This is a genomic window from Mesorhizobium sp. ISC25 (assembly GCF_042295465.1).
Taxonomy (GTDB): Bacteria; Pseudomonadota; Alphaproteobacteria; order Rhizobiales; family Rhizobiaceae; genus Mesorhizobium.
Genome location: NZ_CP135441.1, coordinates 5,114,739 through 5,137,611 on the forward strand (window position 1 = coordinate 5,114,739; position 22,873 = coordinate 5,137,611).

At 59.6% G+C, this 22,873-nt stretch carries 17 protein-coding genes and 1 pseudogene; 10 read left to right on the forward strand and 8 right to left on the reverse strand.

The features are described from left to right. Positions 1-34 precede the first annotated feature (34 nt). The 4 genes from glyA to tdh all read left to right on the forward strand — a co-directional run bounded on the left by glyA (position 35) and on the right by tdh (position 4,819). The gene (gene glyA / locus RQ479_RS25095; RefSeq protein ID WP_063169266.1) at positions 35-1,372 is read left to right on the forward strand and encodes a serine hydroxymethyltransferase; all 1,338 of its coding nucleotides are present in this window, start codon (positions 35-37) and stop codon (positions 1,370-1,372) included. Positions 1,373-1,429: 57 nt separating this feature from the next. Further along, a complete protein-coding gene (metK, locus tag RQ479_RS25100; RefSeq protein WP_127317697.1) occupies positions 1,430-2,605 on the forward strand; it encodes a methionine adenosyltransferase in 1,176 nt (391 codons plus the stop codon). 100 nt (positions 2,606-2,705) lie between these two features. Beyond that, positions 2,706-3,719 (forward strand): adenosine kinase, encoded by a 1,014-nt coding sequence (locus RQ479_RS25105; RefSeq protein ID WP_376702833.1) that lies wholly within the window; start codon positions 2,706-2,708, stop codon positions 3,717-3,719. Positions 3,720-3,784: 65 nt separating this feature from the next. After that, positions 3,785-4,819: an L-threonine 3-dehydrogenase gene (gene tdh, locus RQ479_RS25110; RefSeq protein ID WP_063169264.1), complete on the forward strand. Its 1,035-nt coding sequence runs from the start codon at positions 3,785-3,787 to the stop codon at positions 4,817-4,819. A gap of 631 nt (positions 4,820-5,450) precedes the next feature. Here the strand turns inward: tdh and RQ479_RS25115 are convergent. Beyond that, positions 5,451-6,053: a hypothetical protein gene (locus RQ479_RS25115; RefSeq protein ID WP_168247416.1), complete on the reverse strand. Its 603-nt coding sequence runs from the start codon at positions 6,051-6,053 to the stop codon at positions 5,451-5,453. 461 nt (positions 6,054-6,514) lie between these two features. Here RQ479_RS25115 and RQ479_RS25120 point away from each other — a divergent pair, with 461 nt between their 5' ends. The 4 genes from RQ479_RS25120 to RQ479_RS25135 all read left to right on the forward strand — a co-directional run bounded on the left by RQ479_RS25120 (position 6,515) and on the right by RQ479_RS25135 (position 11,222). Beyond that, a complete protein-coding gene (locus RQ479_RS25120; RefSeq protein WP_024505585.1) occupies positions 6,515-7,201 on the forward strand; it encodes a response regulator transcription factor in 687 nt (228 codons plus the stop codon). A gap of 26 nt (positions 7,202-7,227) precedes the next feature. Next, positions 7,228-8,694, forward strand: coding sequence for a type II and III secretion system protein family protein (locus RQ479_RS25125; RefSeq protein ID WP_376702834.1), 1,467 nt, complete (start codon positions 7,228-7,230; stop codon positions 8,692-8,694). A gap of 12 nt (positions 8,695-8,706) precedes the next feature. Then, on the forward strand, positions 8,707-9,267 hold the full coding sequence (locus RQ479_RS25130) for a CpaD family pilus assembly lipoprotein (protein WP_128288684.1): 561 nt from the start codon (positions 8,707-8,709) through the stop codon (positions 9,265-9,267). Between the two features lie 83 nt (positions 9,268-9,350). Beyond that, positions 9,351-11,222 (forward strand): acyltransferase family protein, encoded by a 1,872-nt coding sequence (locus tag RQ479_RS25135; protein ID WP_128288685.1) that lies wholly within the window; start codon positions 9,351-9,353, stop codon positions 11,220-11,222. Positions 11,223-11,705: 483 nt separating this feature from the next. Here RQ479_RS25135 and RQ479_RS25140 read toward each other — a convergent pair whose 3' ends face one another. Next, a complete protein-coding gene (locus tag RQ479_RS25140; protein WP_128288686.1) occupies positions 11,706-12,845 on the reverse strand; it encodes a porin in 1,140 nt (379 codons plus the stop codon). A gap of 681 nt (positions 12,846-13,526) precedes the next feature. On the opposite strand from RQ479_RS25140, the gene RQ479_RS25145 reads away from it, so the two are divergent. Beyond that, positions 13,527-13,883, forward strand: coding sequence for a hypothetical protein (locus tag RQ479_RS25145; protein ID WP_024505577.1), 357 nt, complete (start codon positions 13,527-13,529; stop codon positions 13,881-13,883). Between the two features lie 467 nt (positions 13,884-14,350). Beyond that, positions 14,351-15,676 (forward strand): annotated as a pseudogene (gene hemN / locus RQ479_RS25150) (oxygen-independent coproporphyrinogen III oxidase). 234 nt (positions 15,677-15,910) lie between these two features. Here hemN and RQ479_RS25155 read toward each other — a convergent pair. From RQ479_RS25155 to bioB, 6 genes are all read right to left on the reverse strand, one after another. After that, positions 15,911-17,554: an MFS transporter gene (locus tag RQ479_RS25155; protein ID WP_024505576.1), complete on the reverse strand. Its 1,644-nt coding sequence runs from the start codon at positions 17,552-17,554 to the stop codon at positions 15,911-15,913. Between the two features lie 173 nt (positions 17,555-17,727). Then, positions 17,728-18,711 carry a beta-ketoacyl-ACP synthase III gene (locus RQ479_RS25160; protein ID WP_024505575.1) on the reverse strand — a complete coding sequence of 328 codons (984 nt, stop codon included), beginning with the start codon at positions 18,709-18,711 and terminating at the stop codon, positions 17,728-17,730. Then, positions 18,708-19,973, reverse strand: a complete 1,266-nt coding sequence (locus tag RQ479_RS25165; protein WP_376702835.1) for an adenosylmethionine--8-amino-7-oxononanoate transaminase — start codon at positions 19,971-19,973, stop codon at positions 18,708-18,710. Before RQ479_RS25165 ends, RQ479_RS25160 begins: the two co-directional genes overlap by 4 nt. Next, positions 19,973-20,608 (reverse strand): dethiobiotin synthase, encoded by a 636-nt coding sequence (gene bioD, locus RQ479_RS25170; RefSeq protein WP_024505573.1) that lies wholly within the window; start codon positions 20,606-20,608, stop codon positions 19,973-19,975. Before bioD ends, RQ479_RS25165 begins: the two co-directional genes overlap by 1 nt. Beyond that, positions 20,605-21,744: an 8-amino-7-oxononanoate synthase gene (locus tag RQ479_RS25175; RefSeq protein WP_024505572.1), complete on the reverse strand. Its 1,140-nt coding sequence runs from the start codon at positions 21,742-21,744 to the stop codon at positions 20,605-20,607. The genes bioD and RQ479_RS25175 overlap by 4 nt, the downstream gene beginning before the upstream one ends. Beyond that, positions 21,741-22,709, reverse strand: coding sequence for a biotin synthase BioB (bioB, locus tag RQ479_RS25180; RefSeq protein WP_245265416.1), 969 nt, complete (start codon positions 22,707-22,709; stop codon positions 21,741-21,743). Before bioB ends, RQ479_RS25175 begins: the two co-directional genes overlap by 4 nt. Positions 22,710-22,873: the final 164 nt, after the last annotated feature.

Genomic DNA, 22,873 nt, shown 5'->3' on the forward strand with positions numbered 1-22,873 from the left:
TGAAATAGATCAGTCCAAATGGAGCGCGACTACCATGGATAACTCCGCCGGCGGCGCCATCGCGCAGCCCGACACTTACGGGCGGCCTCACTTAGCCGCCGTCGACTCCCGCGTTCACGAACTGCTTCTAAGACAGGAGCGTCAGGAGCGGACAACTCTCAAACTGATCGCCTCCGAGAACTTTGCCTCCTCGGCGGTGTTGGAAGCGACCGGGTCGATTTTCACCAACAAGTATGCCGAGGGATACCCCGGTGCGCGCTACTACGCCGGAAACGAGATCGTCGATGAGCTTGAGACCCTCGCGATCGAGCGCCTGAAAGCGCTATTTGGCAGTGAACACGCCAACGTCCAGCCTTATTCAGGCTCGCCAGCCAACCAGGCTGTCTATCGCGCGCTTTTGAGCCCCCGTGACAAAGTCATGGGCTTGCCTTTACCCGAAGGCGGCCATCTGACTCACGGTTGGTCCGTCAATTTTTCCGGCAGCGATTATCAGCGCGTCCCGTACAGGCTGCACGAAAAGACACAGCAAATTGACTATGACCACTTGCGCGAGACCGCCAAGCGGGAACGCCCGAAGCTAATTTGGGTCGGCGGAACTGCTTATCCGCGTATTTTTGACTACGCGGCAATGGCCGAAATTGCTTCGGAGGTGAACTCGTATCTGGTGGCTGACATCGCCCACATCTGCGGCCTGGTTGTCGCAGGAGTGCATCCGAACCCCGTGTCCCATTGCGATGTGGTCACCAGCACCTCTCACAAGTCGATCCGCGGTCCCCGGGGTGGCTTCATTTTATCAAGGAATGAAGACCGTTATCAGCCCCTCCATCATCCGAAGAGCAAACACAATCTGGCCAAACGTATAGACCGCGCCGTGTTCCCTCTTCTGCAAGGCGGACCGCATATGAATACTATCGCCGCGCTTGCCGTCGCTTTGCAGGAAGCAGCGAACTCGTCCTTTCGTGTCTACGGTCAGCAGATCGTCCACAACGCCAAGGCTCTGGCCCAGGCACTTCTGGAGCGAGGTTATGAACTCGTCACCGGGGGCACTGACAATCACATGCTGATCCTTGATCTTCGGGACCGGTCGCTGTCAGGCAAAGCCTATGCGGAGCGCTTATCGCGTGCAGGCATCATTGCGAATTTCAATATGGTCCCGGGCGACCGGCGGCATCCGGCGCTGACAAGCGGCATCCGCTTAGGGACACCAGCGGTGACGTCCATGGGCATGCGCGAAACGGAGATGGTGCAGATCGCCGCTTTCATCGACTCGGTCTGCCGCCAGCCCGATGACCAGGAAGTTCATGCGAGCGTACGAAGAGACGTTGCCGACTTCTGCACTGCGTTCGATGTTCCCGGCATCCCCGACCGATAAGCCACCCCAATCCAGAAACTCCTCACTAACTCCAGCACTTGAAGCGAGGGCATTTTTATGACCAGGCAGTTCGTGTTCTCTTCCGAATCCGTCGGCGCGGGACACCCCGATAAGATGGCAGACAACATCTCCGATGCCATTCTCGATGCGGTCCTGCGCACCGATCCGAAGGCGCGCGTCGCCTGTGAAGTGTTGGTGAAGACGGGGATGGTCGTTGTGGCTGGCGAGATCACCAGCCATGCCCACATCGATTACAGCCAAGTCGCCCGCGATACGATACTCGATATTGGCTACGACGATGATGCGATTGGCTTAGATGGTCGACGTTGCGCCGTCGTTCTGGCCCTCACCGAGCAGTCGCCCGACATAAGCCAGGGCGTTGATGAAGGACGAGGGCAGGATCTCGGGCAAGGGGCAGGGGATCAGGGCATCATGTTTGGATTCGCATGCAACGAGACGGATACATTGATGCCCCTGCCGATCCAACTCGCTCACCATTTGACGAAAAGACAGGCCGAGGTCCGGAAAGCGGGACAGCTTGGCTGGCTGCGTCCGGACGTGAAATCTCAAGTGTCGGTACGCTACGAAGGGCTCCGCCCGGTGGCGCTGGATACCATAGTCCTGTCAACGCAGCATGACGAAGCGGTTTCACAAGCCACGGTCCGCGAAGGCGTCATTGAGGAGATCATAAAACCGGTCCTGCCGGCCCACCTGGATACTTCGGGGATCAGATTTCTGGTCAACCCAACAGGGCGGTTCGTGGTCGGTGGGCCTGCCGGCGACTGCGGCCTCACAGGACGGAAGATCATCGTCGATTCCTACGGTGGGACCGGGCGTCACGGCGGCGGTGCCTTTTCGGGCAAGGACCCATCCAAGGTTGACCGCTCGGCGGCCTATGCCGCCCGGTATGTCGCGAAGAACATCGTTGCCAGCGGCCTTGCGGAGGTCTGCGAGGTTCAGCTTGCCTACGCGATCGGCGTGGCCAGTCCGGTTTCTGTCATGGTCAATACCTTCGGAACCGCAAGGATCGAGGAAAAAAGGATCGAGCGCCTTGTTCTCGAGGTTTTCAATCTCCGACCGAAAGGCATCATCAAGATGCTTGATCTCTTACGGCCGATATACCGCAAGACGGCGACATACGGACACTTCGGGCGTGAAGAGCCTGAGTTCACTTGGGAGAAGACGGACAAAGCTGACGATTTGCTGCGTGAAGCCGGACCGGCAGCTGCGTGAGGGCGGCTGGATCAAGCGCATGCGGCAACCCATTTCAACTCGCGAGACCACGCCCGGCCGGCGTGGCAAGAAGCCGGCTCGGGTTTTGGCGGAGATTTTGATGCCGGATTATGACGTGCTTTGCATCGGCAATGCCATTGTCGACATCATCGCCCAGTGCGACGAGGAATTCCTCGAGACCAACGGCATCATCAAGGGCGCGATGAACCTCATCGACACACAACGCGCCGAACTGCTCTACAGCCGCATGGGCCCGGCGATCGAGGCCTCCGGCGGCAGCGCCGGCAACACGGCGGCCGGCGTCGCCAGCTTTGGCGGCCGCGCCGCCTTCTTCGGCAAGGTCTCCAACGATGCGCTGGGCGAAATCTACGCCCACGACATCCATGCGCAGGGCGTCGCCTTCGACACCACGCCGCTCAAGGGTGAGCCGCCGACGGCGCGCTCGATGATCTTCGTCACGCCCGACGGCGAGCGCTCGATGAACACCTATCTCGGCGCCTGCGTCGAGCTTGGCCCTGAGGATGTCGAAGCCGACAAGGCGTCTGGCGCCAAGGTCACCTATTTCGAAGGCTATCTGTGGGACCCGCCGCGCGCCAAGGAGGCAATCCGCCAGACGGCGAAGCTGGCGCACGCGGCAGGCCGAGAAGTGTCGATGACACTGTCGGATTCGTTCTGCGTCGACCGCTACCGCGACGAATTCCTCGACCTGATGCGCTCGGGCACGGTCGACATCGTCTTTGCCAACAGCCACGAGATCAGGTCGCTCTACCAGACATCGTCGTTCGACGAGGCGCTGGCGCAGATCCGCAAGGATTGCCGGATCGCCGCCGTCACCCGCTCGGAAAAAGGCTCGGTGATCGTGCGCGGCGACGAGACCGTGGTGATCAAGGCGACCGCCATCAAGGAACTGGTCGACACGACGGGCGCCGGTGATCTCTATGCTGCCGGCTTCCTGCATGGCTACACGCAAGGCCGCGACCTGCAGACTTGCGGCGACCTTGGCTCACTGGCAGCCGGATTGGTGATCCAGCAGATCGGCCCCAGGCCCCGTCAGAATTTGCGCCGCGAGGCCGAGCAGGCGGGGCTGACCATTCCGGACGTTCAAACGAGTTAGTGGCCTACCTTCCCGTTGTGCAGGCTATCTCGCCAGAAGCGCAATCACGGAATAGGGAAATCCTGATGTCGAACATGATGAAGGCGCTTGTGAAGGCCAAGGCCGAACCGGGCATCTGGATGGAAGAGGTGCCGGTGCCGGAAATCGGCCCCAACGACGTGCTGATCAAGATCAAGAAGACGGCGATCTGCGGCACCGACGTGCACATCTACAATTGGGACCAGTGGGCGCAGAAGACGGTGCCGGTGCCGATGGTGACGGGCCATGAATTCGTCGGCACCGTTGCCGATTTCGGCGCAGCGGTCACCGAATACAAGGTCGGCCAGCGTGTATCGGGCGAAGGCCACATCGTCTGCGGCCATTGCCGCAACTGTCGCGCCGGGCGAGGGCATCTGTGCCGCAACACGCTCGGCGTCGGCGTCAACCGTCCAGGCGCCTTCGGCGAGTATCTGGCGATCCCGCAGCACAATGTCGTGCCGATCCCCGACGATGTGCCCGATGAGATTGCCGCGATCTTCGATCCCTTGGGCAATGCCGTCCACACCGCATTGTCCTTCGATCTGGTCGGCGAGGACGTGCTGGTGACTGGCGCCGGGCCGATCGGCATCATGGGCGCGCTCGTCGCCCAATGCGTCGGCGCGCGCAAAGTGGTCATCACTGACATCAACCCGGTGCGGCTGGCGCTAGCCAAGAAACTCGGCGTCCAGCATGTCGTTGACGCCTCGAAGGAAAAGCTGCGCGACGTCATGCCGGTGCTCGGCATGACCGAGGGGTTCGACGTCGGGCTCGAAATGTCGGGCGCCGCCCCCGCTTTCCGCGACATGATCGACACCATGAACAATGGCGGCAAGATCGCCATTCTGGGCATCGCGCCGACCGGCTTCGAGATCGACTGGAACAAGGTCATCTTCAAGATGCTGCATCTCAAAGGCATCTACGGCCGCGAGATGTTCGAAACCTGGTACAAGATGATCGCGCTTGTGCAGGGTCCGCTGGATGTCTCCGGCCTGATCACCCACCGCATCGGCATCGACGATTTTCAGATCGGTTTCGATGCGATGAAGAGCGGCAGTTCCGGCAAGGTGGTGATGGACTGGTAGGGATTGCCTTGGCCGCTATTCAGGAAAAGCTGACGACAGCACCTCTGGTCCGCCGGACATTTTCCAACTAGGGGAACATGGCTGGGTGGAGAGCTATGGCTACGCTACGTGCGCTCGCTAATCATACACGGCGACGTATCGCGGCCCACCCGGTGACGGTCGATGGGGCAATTCGCTTCAGTCGATGACGGAAACCCGGTGAACCGATGCTGAGGCCCCGACGCGATCGTCTATTTCCTATGATCTGCGATTGAGGTCGAGGTGTTGCCGCTTTCAGCGGGTAAGATGCGATAGACGACTTCCGGTACCCTTCCGGTCAGCGAAAAGGAAGGCAACGAGCCGCATTGCCTCAAGCAAAATGTTACCAATAGTGTCCTGTTCCAAAGGGGATGGACAGGTCGTGCCATTCCGGTTCGGGGGAAGGATGGCGCGGCTCAGCATGGCGACACGGTGAAGCGGCGATCGTGGAGCTTTATTGCGGCGTTGACAAGCGGCGCATTCTGGATGAGTTCGAGGCGGTAACCGGCTATTATTCGCAAGCGCGCGATCCGTCTTATGAACCGTCGTGAGCAGAGGCCGTCTGCGGGCAAGAGCCGCAGCCGCTGTTACGGCAGCGATGTCCGCGACGCGCTCATCGTGTTGTGGGAGGATTCGGAGCGGCTGGGTCCGCATCGACGCTCGCGGCGGCCAGCGCCGCCGGGCAGGAATGAGTTCGCAGTTCGCCGCTCGGTGCCAGCCCGCACCTTCGGCGATTGGAAAGATCCGCCGCCCGGCTTTGTTGAGCGCATTCGGGCACGTCTTCGTCAGGGAGCTTCGTGCAGACGATGGTGCTGACCGGATTGCCGCCGGCTGGACCGATTGCATTCCGCTCCGCACGCGCGACAGCGGCAATGTGATCATGGCGATCAAGCAGGCCCGCTCCCGGTTTCGCTGACCCTGTGCTGCTGTTTGCCGGCATCCGCCCGCACAGGAAGAGCTTGTAAAAGCGGTCGGTGCGGAAATCGAGGAGCCGTTGGTCGTCGATCTTCAGCCTGAACGCGGTCGTTTGCTGGTGCCGCAAATCGGCTGTTGCATGTACATCCCTGTCAGACGTCAGTTTTCCTCGCCTATTTTGGTGTCGAGCGCGAAGTGCTCCAACCAGATTGCAAGGCTTTTTGGAAATGAGAGCGGCTTTGCGCAGGGCGCTCCGTTGTTGAGCATTCAAGCTACCAAGCCAATGACGCGCAGGTTCCACCAGGCTCGCCAGCCTTGAAGGACAGCGAAAAAAGCAGAGCACGACAGACACAACAGTGCATCAGGACGCCGCAGTCGTTGAAGATGGTGCGCTGCATCCATACCGTGGATGCATTCGATCCAAATAATCGATTTGTTCAATCAGTTTCTCGAAAGCTAACCCTACCCTCTGTGGGAATCGGGCTCTGAGCCGCGACGCTGCCTTGCGAGCGCAGGGGCTGCACGTAGGAGAGATGATGCAACGAGAAATCGCACGCGGGTTGCTGGCCTCGTGGGTTCGCCGACCGGCGTATTTGAGCCCGTCAGTTGGTCCTCACCCGCGCCTATTGCCACCGAGCGACTTGCATGTCCCTCCGACTCGGACCAGTTCCGAGAGCTGCGACGAGTTGCGCGCCGTGTGCTCCGATCAGATGGCCGCCGGTGACGCGTTCGATGGGCCGTCCCTCTTCGAGAGGAGATGAAATGCGAACGCTGCTCGTGGATCATCATGCGGATCTTGCGCGCGCCATGCGACTTGCGCTCGGGGATGGCGGCTTCGTCGTCGATGTCGTTGGTACTCTGGAACTGGCTTCGAGTGCATTTTCTTGCGCCAGCTATGAAATTCTCCTGCTGGAATTGGCTCTGCCAGATGGCGATGGCTTGGGTTGGCTGAGGCAGTTGAGGACCCACGGGCATTCAGTTCCTGCCGTCATTATGAGCAGCCTTAACGATCTCGATAAGCGAATTGCGATCTTCAACGGTGGTGCGGACGACTTTCTGCTCAAACCCATCTCTACCGATGAGCTTATTGCCAGAATGAGAGCCATTCTGCGCCGGGCGACACAGATGACCGACCTGAGGCTCGTATTTGGCAATCTCGACTTTGATCCGGTCGCCCGCCAGGTTTTCGTTGATGGACACCCAATGATGATCGCACGTCGCGAACTCTGTATTCTAGAGCACCTGCTTAACCGGGCAGGCCGCATCGTGCCCCGTGCGCAATTGGAAGATCACCTCTATTCATTCAACGACGACGTGTCTGCCAACGCGCTTGAAGTCGGAATTTATCGTTTACGGGGACATCTGACCAGATCAGGTGCAACGCCACGGATCAAGACCATCCGAGGCATTGGTTACATCCTAGAATTGACTGACGCCTCGTCCGCATAGTTTGTCGAATCGAAAGAAGATCTATTTTGCTGATCCTTCAACATCCTTGCCCTGCGCTCAATTGGCGGGCGATCGCCAACAAGGTTACAAGACCTGCAGTGCCCCGTTACCTGGGCCATCTCCTCTGCGCGCTTATTGTGACTTTCCCACTTAGTGTCGCGGCGCAAAACAAGCAGGACAAAGGCCCGCCGCATGCGGCTTCGAATAGCATCAACGCCACGCTGACCCTTTCCTCTTCGCTCGGGGAGACCGTTCATCTGCCCGCGCCAGCCACGACCATCTTTGTTGCTGACCCCACGATCGCGGATTTTCAGGCGCCATCGAGCAAAACAATCTTCGTCTTTGGCAAGAAATCGGGGCGGACCAGCCTATTCGCCTTGGATGGCAATGGCGAGCCTCTCGCCGAATTGCGTATCGTTGTCACGCAACCGATCGGGGATTTACGCGCCATGCTGCGGGAGCAGGTCGGCGACTATCCCATCCGCGTCAACTATACGCCGCGCGGCGCAATCCTTAGCGGGACGGCGCCCGACGCAGAGGTCGCCGACACCGCAAAAAGAGTCACTGAGCAATATCTGGGCGACGGAGCGCAAGTCGTCAACAACATCAAGGTCGCTGGATCCCTGCAAGTTAACCTCAGCGTGCGCGTAGCCGAAGTCTCACGCAGCGCCATGAAGTCACTCGGCGTCAACTTGTCCGCCTTCGGTCAAATCGGCAATTTCAAAGTGGGCGTTCTAAGCGGAAGCGCTGCAAGCGCTGGGTCTGGTTCAACCCAGGGTGGCGGTACAGCAGAAATCGGATTCGACAACGGTGCCGTCAACGTCAGCGCGGTTCTCGACGCGCTCGCCAAGGAGCATATAGCTTCCGTCCTGGCTGAGCCGAACCTCACCGCTATGTCGGGTGAAAAGGCCAGCTTTCTCGCGGGCGGCGAATTTCCCATTCCTGTCCTGCAGGAAAACAGGCAGGTATCGGTTGAATTCCGTCACTTCGGCGTCAGTCTGGAATTTGTGCCGACAGTTCTCAGCAACAATCAAATCAACATTCACGTAACGCCCGAAGTCAGTGAACTGTCGACGCAAGGTGCCGTGCAAATCAACGGAATTTCCGTGCCGGCAGTTTCCACCCGCCGAGCCGATACGGTCGTCGAACTCGCCAGCGGCCAGAGCTTCGCAATCGGCGGTCTAATCAGGCGGAACGTCAACAATGATGTCAGGGCCTTTCCCTGGCTCGGAGAACTGCCGATCCTGGGACCGCTTTTTCGCTCGACCTCGTTTCAAAAAGAGGAGTCAGAACTGGTCATTCTAGTTACGCCTTACATTGTAAGACCAGGCTCCAACCCAAACCAGATGAGCGCACCGACCGAGCGGGCGGCACCGGCTTTGAACGGAGGGGGCGCTCCGACGAATTCCGTGACAAGTCCCCCGCGAGACCGCGCTGCTATCCGTGCGGGCGCGCCAAGCGCCCAGGGCGGTCTCGGCTTCATCATCGAATAGTGTCATCCAAAGATGTTGCGTTTTATAATCCTCTTTGTCGCTCTGGCACCAAGCGTAAGTGGCTGCACAAGCACTACGCCAGTTGATGTCGAACCATCGGCACCAATGCTTGTCCGAGAGGAGACCACCGTCCTGACGTTGCAAAGCCTGCGCGCTTCCGAACGGCAGCGTTTGCGTGTTTTCCTAGACAAGGCCAGTCGCGGCCGGTTCGATGCCATCCACCTCCTCATCAGCGGTTCGCCCCAGCTCAGCGCAGGGGTAGCCCATCAGGCCAGGCAGTTGGCAATCGAAGAAGACAACATTCAATTGCGCGATCAACACGACGCCGGCTCAGTGCGAATTGAGGCGATTGTCTATCACGCCCGTCCGCCGGTCTGTCCCTCATATGGTGCCTTACCCAATGAAGAATCCTTCAAACAGCCGCTTGGTTGTTCGACAGGATATAACCTGGCCGTGATGGTCAACGATCCGCGCGATCTGCTCGACAATCAGGCCGTCAAGGCCGGCGATGGCGATCGTGCTTCTGTACCAGTTGCAACTTACAGAACATTCGGGACGGATAAAGGTGGCTGATACCGCCCTTATCTCGGCAGCACTCCTACCGGAGATTGAAAGCTTCCAATCGCGTCCTGATCTAAAATAAAAGGAACCGCTGGATGCAATATAGGCGCTATATCGAGGGCCTTAGGGCCGTTGCTGTACTTCCGGTCGTACTCTCTCATTTCGGAATTTCGGCGATCCCGGGTGGCTTTAGCGGGGTCGATATCTTCTTCGTCATCTCCGGCTACCTAACCAGCGGAAGCCTCCTGGATGACCTTGAACGCGGCCAATTTTCCATCGTCAACTTCTACTGGCGCCGTGCCCGGCGCATTCTGCCGGCGCTCGTCTTTGTGATGCTTCTCACCTGCATTGCGGCATTGTTCATTCTTCTGCCACCGGATCTGCGCGGATTCAGTCTTAGCATCATAGCTACCTCGACCTTCTGGTCGAACGTTTTCTTCTGGAAAACGTCAAGTTACTTCTCTATCGATGCCGCGCTTCTACCACTGTTGCACACCTGGCCGCTTTCCGTAGCGGAGCAGTACTACATCTTCGCACCAATCCTGATGTTCCTAATCTATCGCTACATCGGGAAGCGCTGGCTGACGACACTTCTTCCGATAATTCTCTGCAGCTTCGTAGTGGCGGTGATGGCGACATCGCTGGCACCCACCGCCGGATTCTATCTGCTGCCGACCCGAATCTGGGAACTCATGTTGGGCGCCCTGCTCATGCTCAAATGCCCCTCGCCGCTGGGCAACCGATTCCTGATGGAGTCGGTGGGGGTGGCCGGATTTGGCCTTCTCGCCATCGGGTTCTTCGCGATTTCGGCGAGTGATCCGTTCCCAGGCTACAACGCCTTGTATCCATGCATCGGAACGGCCCTTCTGATCTATGTTGGCCAAAATACCCCCTCGACGGTCGCAACCCGCATGCTCGAAGTCCGGCCGCTGGTCTGGATTGGGCTCATCTCGTATTCGTTGTATCTTGTTCACTGGCCTCTCGATGCGTTCGCGCACTATCTTTCGTTCCAAAAACTCGATCCGTTGATGACCGGTGCGATGTTGGTGGCAAGCCTCGCATTGGCTGCATTCTCCTGGAAGTTTGTAGAGCAGCCGTTTCGACAGAAGAGGGCCTTCACCTCCCCGGGGCCTATCTTCGCCTTTTCAGCGCTCGCGATCGTTGTCCTTTGTGCCGGCGGAGCGGCGGGGGCGCTCGGCAACGGCTTTCCGCAACGGTTTCCGGACTATGTCCAGCGGCGCATTTCCGTCGGGGACTGGAGGAATGGCATCTGTTTCAACGAGGGCACCAGCCGGATCGAAAGCTGGAATATGGAGGATTGCACGCGCACCAGCGGTTTTCCAACAACGGTTTTTTTGTGGGGCGACTCCTTCGCCGCGCACTATGTTTCCGGCTTGGGTGCTAACATAAATCGATTGCAGGCGAACATCGTTGAATATACGTACGCCAGCTGCGCGCCGATACTCTATTACTACCCTTACGATCGTCTTGATTGTGTCCGGTTCAATCGCAAGGCCTTGGACGTCATCTTGGAAGCGGACATCAAGACGGTTATCCTCAGCGGTAGATGGAGTGACTATGAGGTCAGAGGTTTCGACGGTCTTCAGCAAACAATCGCTACGCTTCGTGCCCTGGGCGTGCGCGTGTTTGTCATCGGCCAGTCTCCGCAGTTCCCAACTGACGTCCGGAAAATTGCGTTCTTCGCCAAGCGCCAAAATCTGGACGATACGTCCTGGCCGATCGCGATGGACCCCGACATCAACGAACGTGTGCGCTCATTTACCAAAGGCGCCACATTCATCGATCCGCTGAAATTCCTGTGCAGCGCAGGACGCTGCGCCTATTCCGATAGAGGAGAGTTTATATATTTCGACTATGGTCATTTCTCTTCAGCCGGCGCCACACTGGCAATCTCGAAATACTGGCCGGCTTTTGGCAAGGACAATGCTCTTCCTAAGACGAAGTAGCGGCTCAGCGGCTGACAAGCACCAGTGCGGGTCCCTGTGATAGCTCCTGCTTCCGCAGCAGCCGCGACGATGGAGCTGTTCAGGTTTAAGGCCACCCGATAGTGACCTAGGATGGGTGCTGCCACGCGGCTCGGACTCAGCGTGCATTATCACGTAAATGTTGAGAGAATGAATGGCGCCGCGAAGGGCAATTCCAGCCGTCCAAAGCGACAGGCGTGTCGCGGCCTCGACATTGCAGTGGCGCTTACCTAACACGGCCTCACACTGCCCTCTAAACGGCCCCGAATTTGAACTGACGGCCCCTGGCCGGTTCATCGGGCAGGTCAAGGGCTAGGCTGTAGTACACAGGGCTCATCCCTTTCAGTTTCAAGTTGGTACGATGGGCCGTGGACGGTTGATGCAGACTTCAAGATGGCGAAAGAAGCTCTCCATGCGTGCGTTGTCGAGGCAAGTGCCTTTGCCATGCTCGCGACTGGAGAGATTTCAAAATGAGCCTTGTAAGCGGAGAATGCCGCCGACGCTGTTCGGCTTGCTCGTGCCCTTGACGGCGGTAGGCTCGGCAGGGCCGAGGCCAGAGTTGCCGTAGTGGTCGTAATCGACCTCGGCTGTGACCGTGAAGCCCGCAACGACCATGTAGGCGACGTTTGCAGCCACACCAGAATCCTTGAGCTGATCACCCGAGACCTGAAGGTTGAACGAAGTTTTCTCGTCAAACTCGTAGGTGGCGCCCGCCCAGAAAGCCCACTGGCCGTTCCAGATTTTGTACGAGCCGCGCCCATGATTGGCAATTGCGCCGTTTGAGTCCTCGTTGAGACTGGCATTGGAACCGTAGCCGAAGAGTCCAAACAGCGACAGCTGGTTTGTGACAGCGACGTCGACGCGGATCTTGCCGGCAAAAGCTTCGTAATTGCTGTCATAAGCCGCGACGCCGGTGATCGAGCCCCAGCCTTGCGTGTATTTCAAGCCGGCGACAACGTGCGGAATATAGCTGTCGATAGTGCCGGCTGAGCCCGATCCTTGTTCGAGCGAAATCACAGTCGAAATGCCGTTGCCGGCGTCGAAGTGGTACTGAGCCACGTTGGTGTCGAAGCCGGCCGACGGAACGAGCATACTATCGAGAACGTCGCCAGCGTAGCTTGCAAACGTATCGAAGGCCGACCCCTCCTTGCCAACTCGCAGGCCTCCCAGCTCGACCCAGGCAGAAGCCAGTGCGAGGCCGCTGTTGAAATCATAGTTCTGAGGACTGTCATGCGAGTTAGCGCTGTTGCCAAAATTCACCTGGGTTTCGGTATAGGTCGTCAACGCGCCGAGCTCGGTCTGCTGGCCGGTCCAAGTTTTGAACGTGAAGCGTGTGCTGTTTCGCCAAGTGCCTTGGTCCTCGCCAGTTCTCACGTCCGAGGTTCTTGCGCTGTCATACGATCGGACGTCACCCAGGCCGATATCGTAACGGACATAGCCGCCGATGCGCAGGCAGGTCTCGGTGTTGGGAATATAGGAATATCCCGAGCCGAGGACGTCGCAGATCTTGATGTACTCGGCCGGTTCCCGCTCGGCGCCAGCTGCTCGACCGACGGAAACGGTCATCAGAGCAGTTAAGCCCAGAAGAGGACTCTTGATGTACATGTCTAGATCTCCATGAAGGAATAAAAAGGATAGAGGCGAAAGAGCAAGCTTTTCCTCTAAATTTTGTGCGTGTTGTCTCCAATATGTGGACGCCAAAGCGCTTGACACGAGAGGTGAGCCAGCGTAAAAGCCACATGTACTTATAATAGTGTTTTTTGCTAGGAGATTCATTATCGTTTACATGTGAAACACTCCGGTCGGACCGCTGCAGCTCTCCGAAATAGAGCAGCAAGCGACATGCCAACCTGAAGCGTAGATGCGGCCGACACCAAAATCGGGCCGACGCGCCTTCGTCTCGCTGGAATCACTTTTTTTGAGGGTCACTGCGAAAAGCAATGTGCGACACGGTTCGCCATGTTCGATATGTGACAGTCTCGTTAACAGCGACGGCTTCCCGTCTGACCGCAACGCAGGCCGCGCCATGCGCTACCGAGAAGGATCACTGCGCGTACGCTCCGCAAGGGCTGCGCCAGGAACAGAGGGCGTGCACGTCCGAGGCGTCGCATGGTGGCCGCAGCACCTTTTCGCCGCTGTAAGTTCGCCGTGCAGGTACATTTCGCGGCCGGAAGCGAGAGGGAGCGCACCCTGAAACGGCTGCCTACGGCTCGCCTCGAGTAATTGGCGATGAACAGCATTCTCGAGAACTTAGTCTCGACGGAAAGAGCAACGAAAGGAAGCCGCTTGGACGAGCACGATCCGAAGGAAGAACCGATCGAGACCATTTTCCGCAACGGCACAATCACTGCCGTGGGTATCCTGCTTGCCTTTTCGCTCGGCTTCCTCACTCATTGGGCCGCGAACCCCTTGCCATGGCAACTCTACGATCTGTTCGCCGTAGTGCCGATCCTGCTCGGCATCGCACTGCAGATGAGAGCGCTGTCCATGCTGCTCGACATGAGTTCCTTGCGGCGCCCCATCTACGAACGCGCCAATCGCATTTTCATGGTCGGCCTCATCCAGACCGCGTGTGGCGTCGGCATGGCCATCTTGGTCGATCTTTTCGGGATATCGGTAGGGGGCACGCTGCCCGGCGCTTGACGACAAGCCACACCGCCGCTCTTCGCTCGAAGCGACGTCAAGCCGGGGAACCTTGTGCACCCCCTAGCGGCGTCCTCCTTTCATCAAATGAGCCGACGTCAGCTTTAGAGCGTCTCGGTGGCTAAAGCCGGTATGGTTTTTCGGCCGGCAGGGAAGGCCGCTGGCTGGACCTGGATGGCGTCTGAACGAGGCTTGACAGGTCCGTTGCGTCGGACATGAATTTCGCATTGCAAAGTTCTTCCGCAGACGCCTCAAGCACACTGCACTGGCGTCACGTACTCAGACGTTGAATGCGGCACCGCACCATCACCTCAGGCGCAACCATGGCACGCGCGCTCCCCGGCGTGGTTGACCCCATCCTGTCCAAACGAGACTGCGACATAAGCGGGACGCACTGACTTAGGTCAGAGACCAGGACGAGCGCGCAACGAAAGAATGATGGATCAGCGACGTGGGATGACAGCTCCTTGCACACCTCAATCCTGACAAAGTACCGGGACCCCCGGCCGCCTTGGTATACCATCTATCCGACTGTGCCAGACTTCTCTGCGGCAGTTGGTGCTGACGATTATGAGGAATGGCTGGGGGGCCTCCCGGCCCACGAATCGGTGTCGCTCTATTTCCACATTCCGTTTTGCCGATCCATGTGCTGGTATTGCGGCTTCCCTACCGCGGTCATCCGTCGCAACGGCCCGATCCTTAATTATTTAGCGGTGCTGCGTCAGGAGATCAGTTTGGTGTCGGAGCAAGTGCGGCAAGGCTGCCGGTGAGCGATGTGCATTTCGGCGCGGAACGCCTCACCTTATCGGGCCAGCCGAGCACTTGGCGCTGATGGAATTTCTACGCCGCCACTTCGCTTTCAGCAAAACTGCTGCGATCGCCGTGGAGATCGATCCCCGAACGTTCACACCGGAAATGGCCGAAGCCCTGGCAGCTAACGGTGTCAACCGCGCGAGCATCGGCGTGCAGAGCTTTGATCCCGATGTGCAAAGGCGATCAATCGGATCCAGAGTAAGGTGCAGACGGCCGCTGCAGTCGAAAATCTCCGCCGGCATGGCGTTGGCCATATCAACTCCGACCTCATCTTCGGTCTATCGAAACAGACTGTGCAGTCCTGCATCCAGACCGCGATGGCTGCGGTCGCCATGCGCCCCAACCGGCTTGCGGTGTTCGGATACGCGCATATTCCTTCCGTGATAAAGGATCAGCGCCTAATCGAGCAGGCAGGTCTACCGGACGGTGATCTTCGCGCCGAACAGGCTGCAGCTGTCGCCGAGACACTGGTTGGCGCTGGCTACCGGGAGATCGGGCTCGATCATTTCGCTCCGCCGGACGACGAACTTGCGCTAGCGCAGAAGACCGGGCGCCTACGGCGTAATTCGCTGGGATACTCGGCCGATACTTGCAAAACCGTGATCGGCTTCGGCGCGTCGGCTATTGGCCGAGTCCGCGAGGGGTATGTTCAGAACGAAGTAACACGGGATTCTTACGCCCGGCACATCGCAAGTGGACGTCTGGCGACATCAAAGGGCCACCGTCTGACCGACGATGACCGGGTGCGCGCAGCGATCATCGAGCGACTGATGTGCGATTTGGAGGCCGACGTGCCGACCATCTGTGCCGCCCACGAAATCGAACCAGCTCGTTTTCTCGATTCAGTTGAGAGTTTGGTGACGCTGGCTGAGGAGGGGATCCTGGACGTCGAAAACGGCTTCATCCGCGTGCGGCCGGAGCACCGCTTTGTTGTTCGCGCCGTTGCTGCTGCATTCGATGCTTTTCTCGCGAATCGATGAGTTGAGGCCACGACGCCGAAAGGCATCAGACCTTGTTTGGCGCTCGTCGGCATGGGCTCTCGCAGAAGACTCCGCAAGCGTATGCAGGGGACTTCCACTTGACGCCGCGTTCACCATCATCTCGCCTGGGTGCGCGCGAAAGCGCACAACCCGGAGCACGCTGCTCTCGGTGTGAGGCTGTGCTCTGCAAAGCACCGGTGATCCACCCTGTCCCTGGACAGCAGCTTGATGGCGTCATCTTGGAGGACGAGAAAAGATTGTCGAGGTACGGGTACGAATTGCCTCGGTCGTCCGTTCAATCGAAAGCACTGTCTGCGGAGGCACCTCTCCTTCATGCAGTGACAGGAGATGCTGGGCGACTTCCTTATCTGCTGCGGTGAGTCGATGATTTAGGCGGAGAAAGTCCATCCAGGTGGGGGTGCGGAATGTCTCCGTCCAAAGTGACGGTGTTTGCAGATTTCGCTGGAGCGTCCAGTTTCGTGCACCGGCACGGCTCTGGACGTGTCGCCGCGTGCGCATGGAGCCCAGAAAGGCCTCGATATTTTCCTCCGATATCAAATACTCGACCTTGGCCACGATAGGGCCACTTCTGGGTTTCAGATCGAGAGCCACGTCCGGCGGATGAAAAACTGAACTTTCTTGGTCGGTTTCTTCCCAGGGACGGACCGGCAACACGATCCCCGCTGCTGCAACCAGCAACAGAGCGCCTGCGGCGCCCTCCAATGCTGAGGTCAAGGAATAATTTTGCGCGACAGAACCCCAGATCCAGCTGCCAGCAGCCATACCGCCTGCGCTCAAGGCGTAGTAAATGGAGAGCGTGCGGCCTACAACCCACCTTGGGCTTGCCAACTGCACCGACACGTCAATGCCCGTCCAGGTGATAAGCCAACCCGCTCCGCCGAGCGCCAGCGAAATGGCCGCCACAGGAACCGACGATGTAAGGGCAAGGGAGAGGCAACAGACTGCACAAGCCACAGAGGCGAAGGCCACCAGCCTGTTTTGAGACGTGACCTTCCTCAAGAAGCCGTTGCCCATGCCCGCGATGAAAGCACCCATGCCGAAGCCGGCCAATAAGATACCGTAGACAATTGGCCCACTCTTCAACTGATCCCGGACCACGAGGGGGAGCAACGCCAGAATGGAGATGCTTGCCAATCCGAAAAGAGCGGCTCGGGCGGTCGCTGCCCTGATCTCCAAAGACATCGCCGTAAAGCGCACTCCGTCATGAATTGCCGTCGTCATTCTCTCACGAGGGAGAGGCGAAGAGCGGACCTCCCATTTGGTGCGCCATATCGCGCTTATGGGCGCCAGATCACTCACCGCAGCCAAGGCGAAAGCGGCCAGCGGCCCAAAGACGGCCAGGATCACGCCCCCCAAGGCCGGACCAACGCTGCGCACAATGTTGTATCCGACGGACATAAGCGTCACTGCGGCCGGAATGTCGCGTTTGTGAAGGATATCGCCGACCGAAGCGTGCCAAGCCGGATCATTCAAGGCAAAGCCGCAGCCGGCCAGGAAACCTAACCCGAGAATCAGCCAAGGACTGACAAATCCCAGACCCACAGAAATCATCAGCGTCGTCGACGCCGATGCTATCAGGCAGTGTCCCGCAAACATCACCCACCGGCGGCTGAAGTTGTCGGCAATGGCTCCGGCGAAAACTGAGAGGAAGAACACCGGCAATGTGGATGCGGCCTGGACGAGTGCCACCATGAGGTCGGACGCTGAAATCGTTGCCATAAGCCAACTGATGGCGACCGTTTGCACTAGCCAACCGAGGCTCGAAATCTGGGTGGCCGCCCAAATTGAGCGAAACACCTTGTTTCGAAATGGGGCGAGCGTCTTTGAAACGGGCGGTTGAGGATTTTCGCTCTGCATGAGGTATTGCTGGCCTTCGATGAGCGCTGCGATTTGAGCAAGCGGGTCGATACTTAGACATCGCGGAGCACCGCACGGAACCCAGCTCTATGGAGCTTGCCGGCGACTATTTACGTATTGAGCCATTCTCATAGTCTCATTCATGAGCAGTCCTGTGCGCAAGCATTGCTTTGCTAAATTCCCACCACAAGCGCGCCGCCGCTGAGACCCGCACCCGCTGCCGCCAAGAGGACTTTCTCGCCAGGCCGAAACGGCTGCGCCCGATGGGCCAGCGACAATGAGAGCGGGATCGTCGCGGCGGAAGAGTTGCCATATTCGGCGATCGTCTTGACGATCGAGTGATCAGCGATGCCGAGGTTCCTGCCGACCGCGTCGAAAATGCGCGCATTGGCCTGATGCGGCACGAAACGATTGAGGTCTTGCGGCCTCAGTCGGGCAGCAGTGAGCGCATCTCTCGAGCAGGCGGTCATCATCTCCACGGCCTTGCTGAATACTTCACGGCCGTCAGTGATCGTCATCCGTGTCTGCGCGAGGTCGAGGTCGGCATGGAACGGAGTGTTGCTTCCCCCGGCGGGAATCTGGATTAGCCCGTAGCGCGAGCCGTCGGAATCCACCGAAGCGCCGAGAATGCCTCGATCCGGGTCATCGCAAGGACTGATCACCATGGCGCCGGCGGCATCGGCAAACAGCACGGCGCTGGCGCGCTCGGCCAAATTGATGCGGTGGCTGAGGATGTTGGCGGCGATGACAAGGCTCGCTTTGCCGTGCAGGCGGGTGAACCCGTCGGCGAACATCAGCGCATAGATGAAGCCGGCGCAGGCGCCGGTCAGGTCGATCGCTCCGGCGCGGCCTAGCCCCAGCCGATGTGCGACCAGCGGCGCGCTTGGCGGCAGAAGGTGATCGGGCGTCGACGTGGCGAGCAAGAGTAGACCGACGTCGCCGCGGTCGATACCGGCATTGGTCAGCGCCATGTCGCCGGCAGAGGCGGCAAGGCCCGACAGCGTGTCTTCGTCTGTTGCCCAGAAGCGCGAGCGAATTCCGGTGCGCCGCTCGATCCAGCCGGGCTCAAGCCCGAGCCGGTCTTCGATTTCCGGGTTCTCGACCTTGCGCGCCGGCGCATGATGGCCGAAGCCGAGAACGCGCGACGATAGGTTCATGGCCGCGAGCCGAAGCGTTCGCCGGCCTCCTCTATCGCGTCATAGAGCCCGCCCAATTCGTCGCTGGTGATGCAATAGGGCGGCAGAAGATAGAGGACATTGCCGAGCGGGCGCACCAACAGGCCGCGCTCAAGGAAAAAAGCGCGCAGTTTTGGCCCGATCTCGGCCAGATAACCGGCTGAGCCGGTGCGTAGGTCGAGTGCCGCGATGGTGCCGGTTGTCCGGCAGTCGGTGAAATATGGATTGCCCCGGAAGCGTTGCAGCCCGGCGGCCTGCCTCGCGCTCAAGACCGCGATCCGCTCGGCCACCGGCTCGTCACGCCAGATCTCGACATTGGCAAGTGCTGCCGCGCAGGCGATCGGATTGGCGGTGTAGGAGCTCGAATGGAAAAACGTCTTCTTGCGATCCTCCGAAAAGTGAGCGTGGAAGATGGCATCGGTGGCGAGCGTGGCCGCCAGCGGGATGGTACCACCGGTCAGACCTTTCGACGTGCACAAGATGTCCGGCGAGACGGACGCCTGTTCGCAGGCAAACATGGTTCCGGTGCGCCCCCAGCCGGTCATCACTTCATCGGCGATCAGCAGCGTGCCGGAGGCTTCGGCGATCCTCTTCAATTCGGCAAGAACCCAGGCCGGATACATCAGCATGCCGCCGGCGCCAAGCACCAGCGGCTCGACGATCAGCGCGGCTGCGCGCCGGTCGCGGCTAACGGCCTCGAACCGATCCAGCGTTTCCTGCTCGCGCCCGGCGGCCGGGAAGGGGATGGCGTCGACCTCGAACAGCAAAGGATCATAGGCGGCGTTGAAGACGCCGCGGGCGCCGACGCTCATCGCCCCGATCGTGTCGCCATGATAGCTGTGCTCCATGACGGCGATGCGCGAACGCGGCGCGCCGATGTTGCGGAAATAGCCGAGCGCCATCTTCAGCGCGACTTCGACTGAGGTCGAGCCACTGTCGGAATAGAACACCCGGTCGAGGCCGGCGGGTGCGATGCCGACAAGCGCCTCGGCCAGCCGTTCGGCCGGCTCGTGGGTGAAGCCCGCGAAGATGATCTGGTCGAGGCTCGACGCGGTCGTCTCGATGGCCTTCATGATGCGGGGGTGGCGATGGCCATGGGTGACGACCCACCAGGAAGAAATCGCATCGAGGATGCGGAAGCCGTCGGCCTTGTGGAGATAGGCGCCTTCAGTCAGCACGATTTCAGGGACCGAGGGCTCTAGCGCGTGCTGCGTGAACGGATGCCAGACTCGAGACTCCGCCATCAGTCGCCTCCGGCAATCATGGCCAGGTCGAAGCCGGAAATCATTGCATCTCTCAACGTTTCACCCGTCAGCGGACCGAGGTGCGGCAGCCTGCCCAGCTGCGGCACGCAGCCGAATTCCACGATTGTCCTTTGTGTATCGGCCACCTCTTCGCCAATGAAGGCAATGCCGATGAGCGGGATGGAGCGGGCTCTCAGGGCCTCGATCGACAACAGCGTATGATTGATGGTGCCAAGCGCGGTGCGGGCGCACAGTATGACCGGCAGCCGCCATTGTTCGAATATGTCAATGAACCTTGTCTGTCGATTGAGCGGCACCATCAGCCCGCCGGCGCCTTCGATGACGAGCGGTGTCGGCAGGACCGGAAATGAAAGATCGTCGGCCTCGATCGCGACGCCGTCGATTTCGGCTGATCGATGCGGCGACAGCGGCATCGTCAGTCGATAGACTTCGGGCAGCACGCGTCCGTCGGGCAAGCCGGAAAGCCGGGCGACGACCTCGCTGTCGGTCTCCTCGTTGAGGCCCGATTGCACCGGCTTCCAGTAGAAGCCGTCGAGCAGCCCGGCAAGTCCGGCCGAAAACACTGTCTTGCCAATTCCAGTGTCTGTTCCGGTGACGACGATGCGTTTGGTCATGCTGTGGCCAACACTCCGACGAGAGCCTCGACCATGGCGGAAATGTCGGCTTCGTCGACGTTGAGAGTCAGCGAAATGCGCAGGCGCGACGTACCCTCAGGCACTGTCGGCGGGCGAATGCCGCGTATGTCGAAGCCGCGTGCCTGCAGTCCTGCCGCCACCGCCATGGTGCGGCTGTTATCGCCGATCACAAGCGGCTGGATCTGCGAGCCGCTGGGCATCACGCCGCAGCGTTCGGCCAATTGCCGGCTCGCGAAAGCGACACGCTCGTGCAACTGAGCACGACGCATAGGCTCGTCAGACAGAATAGTCAGCGCCTCACGTGCCGCGACTGCCATCAGCGGCGATGGTGCGGTCGCATAGATGAATGGCCGGCACCGGTTGATAAGATAGTCGCACAGTGTTCGCGGTCCGGTAACGAGCGCGCCGGATGCGCCAAGCGCCTTGCCGCATGTGTGGAGCGTGACGATGTTGTCGCGGCCTTCATACGCGGCGGCCAGTCCCCGGCCGTCCGGTCCCCAGACGCCGGTGGCATGCGCTTCATCGACGACGATGAATGCCTGGTACCGATCAGCCAGCGCGACCAGGCTCTCCATCGGCGCACGGTCGCCATCCATGCTGTAAAGGCTTTCGAAGGCGATCCACACCCGCCCCATGCCGCCTTCGGCGCGCCAGCGGGTGATTGCGTCCTCGACAGCGTCGACGTCGTTGTGCGCGGCCAGCTTGAACTCAGCGCGCCCGGCCTGGGCACCCTCATGCATGCTGGCATGAGCGAGCTCGTCGAGGACCAGCAGGTCGCCTTTCTGCGGCAGGGCCGTCAGCAGAGCGAAGTTGGCGATATAGCCGCTGCCGAAGAACAGTGCACGCTCGGCTCCGAAAAATGCCGCTGCGTCCGCCTCCAGTTGCTCATGTTCCGGTGCATTGCCGCGCAACAGCCGCGATCCGGTGGCGCCCACTGGCGTGCCCCGCGCAATCGCCGTCGAAACCGCATCGCCGAGTCTTTTGGAGGCGGCAAGTCCGATATAGTCGTTCGACGAGAAGTCGAGCCCGGCGCGCGGTGCGAGCGTCCGTAACCGGTCCTTGCGCCCCAGTCCCCGCAAGGTTGCGTCATAGCGGGCAAGAATTGCCTCCTTCATTGCGTGGCGAGTTCCATAGGCTCAATGCCGAGGCGCCGGAACAGAAGGGTATCCTTGTCCTCGCCGGGATTTCCCGCCGTCAGCAGCGTGTCGCCGACAAAGATCGAATTGGCGCCGGCAAAGAAGCACAGCGCCTGCGTTTCGTCGCTCATCGCCGTCCTGCCGGCGGACAGCCTTACATAGGATTTCGGCATCATCACCCGCGCGAGCGCAACGATGCGGACGAAATCGATCGGATCGATGGCGTCGGCCGCGGCAAGCGGCGTGCCTTCGATGGGAATAAGCATGTTGATCGGCACGCTTTCCGGCGGCTCGGGCAGGTTCGCGAGCGTGACCAGCATGTCGATGCGATCGGTCTTTTCTTCTCCCATCCCGACAATGCCGCCGCAGCAGACTTTCATCCCAACCGCGCGCACGTGCCCAAGCGTTTCCAGCCGGTCGGCAAAAGTCCTGGTTGAAATAACCTCGCCATAGTAGCGCTCAGAGGTATCGATGTTGTGGTTATAGTAGTCGAGACCGGCCTGCTTCAGGCGAGCAGCTTGCTCAAGATCAAGCATGCCGAGCGTCATGCAGGTCTCCATGCCGAGGGCCTTGACGCCCTCAATCATGGCGACCACAACGTCCATGTCGCGCTCCTTGGGACTTCGCCACGCCGCGCCCATGCAATAGCGCGTTGCGCCGCCATCACGCGCCATGGCCGCTTCGTCGATGACATGCTTGACGTCCACCAGCTTCGACGCCTTCACACCGGTTTCGTAATGCGCAGACTGGCTGCAATAGCCGCAATCTTCGGGGCACCCGCCGGTCTTGATGCTAAGGAGCCGCGACAGCTGCACTCGGTTTCGATCGAAGTTCTGGCGGTGGATCGTCTGAGCTAGGAACAGCAGATCGTTGAATGGCATGCCGTAGATGGCCTCGGCCTCTTTGCGGTTCCATCGCGGAGGCGTTCCATCGACCAATTGCATGGTCTGGTTCACGTCGAACTCCGAGTTCATTCCAATCGTCATCGTCAAACCTTTGTTTGCTAGTCCGGTACGCCTTCTTGGCTTTGGGGCGCACTCGCTAAAGGCGAGCTGCGGCACGTCTTTCCAGCACCTCCTACGCCTGCCGAGCTGATGTTGCTCCTCAC

Coding starts and splice junctions, on each gene's coding strand:
- RQ479_RS25175 (WP_024505572.1), bottom strand. CDS start 21,744: ATGAAGGAGGCAATTCTTGCCCGCTATGACGCAACCTTGCGGGGACTG.
- RQ479_RS25105 (WP_376702833.1), top strand. CDS start 2,706: ATGCCGGATTATGACGTGCTTTGCATCGGCAATGCCATTGTCGACATC.
- RQ479_RS25155 (WP_024505576.1), bottom strand. CDS start 17,554: ATGCAGAGCGAAAATCCTCAACCGCCCGTTTCAAAGACGCTCGCCCCA.
- RQ479_RS25165 (WP_376702835.1), bottom strand. CDS start 19,973: ATGGCGGAGTCTCGAGTCTGGCATCCGTTCACGCAGCACGCGCTAGAG.
- glyA (WP_063169266.1), top strand. CDS start 35: ATGGATAACTCCGCCGGCGGCGCCATCGCGCAGCCCGACACTTACGGG.
- bioB (WP_245265416.1), bottom strand. CDS start 22,709: ATGCAATTGGTCGATGGAACGCCTCCGCGATGGAACCGCAAAGAGGCC.
- RQ479_RS25130 (WP_128288684.1), top strand. CDS start 8,707: ATGTTGCGTTTTATAATCCTCTTTGTCGCTCTGGCACCAAGCGTAAGT.
- RQ479_RS25160 (WP_024505575.1), bottom strand. CDS start 18,711: ATGAACCTATCGTCGCGCGTTCTCGGCTTCGGCCATCATGCGCCGGCG.
- RQ479_RS25120 (WP_024505585.1), top strand. CDS start 6,515: ATGCGAACGCTGCTCGTGGATCATCATGCGGATCTTGCGCGCGCCATG.
- tdh (WP_063169264.1), top strand. CDS start 3,785: ATGTCGAACATGATGAAGGCGCTTGTGAAGGCCAAGGCCGAACCGGGC.
- metK (WP_127317697.1), top strand. CDS start 1,430: ATGACCAGGCAGTTCGTGTTCTCTTCCGAATCCGTCGGCGCGGGACAC.
- RQ479_RS25135 (WP_128288685.1), top strand. CDS start 9,351: ATGCAATATAGGCGCTATATCGAGGGCCTTAGGGCCGTTGCTGTACTT.
- bioD (WP_024505573.1), bottom strand. CDS start 20,608: ATGACCAAACGCATCGTCGTCACCGGAACAGACACTGGAATTGGCAAG.
- RQ479_RS25140 (WP_128288686.1), bottom strand. CDS start 12,845: ATGTACATCAAGAGTCCTCTTCTGGGCTTAACTGCTCTGATGACCGTT.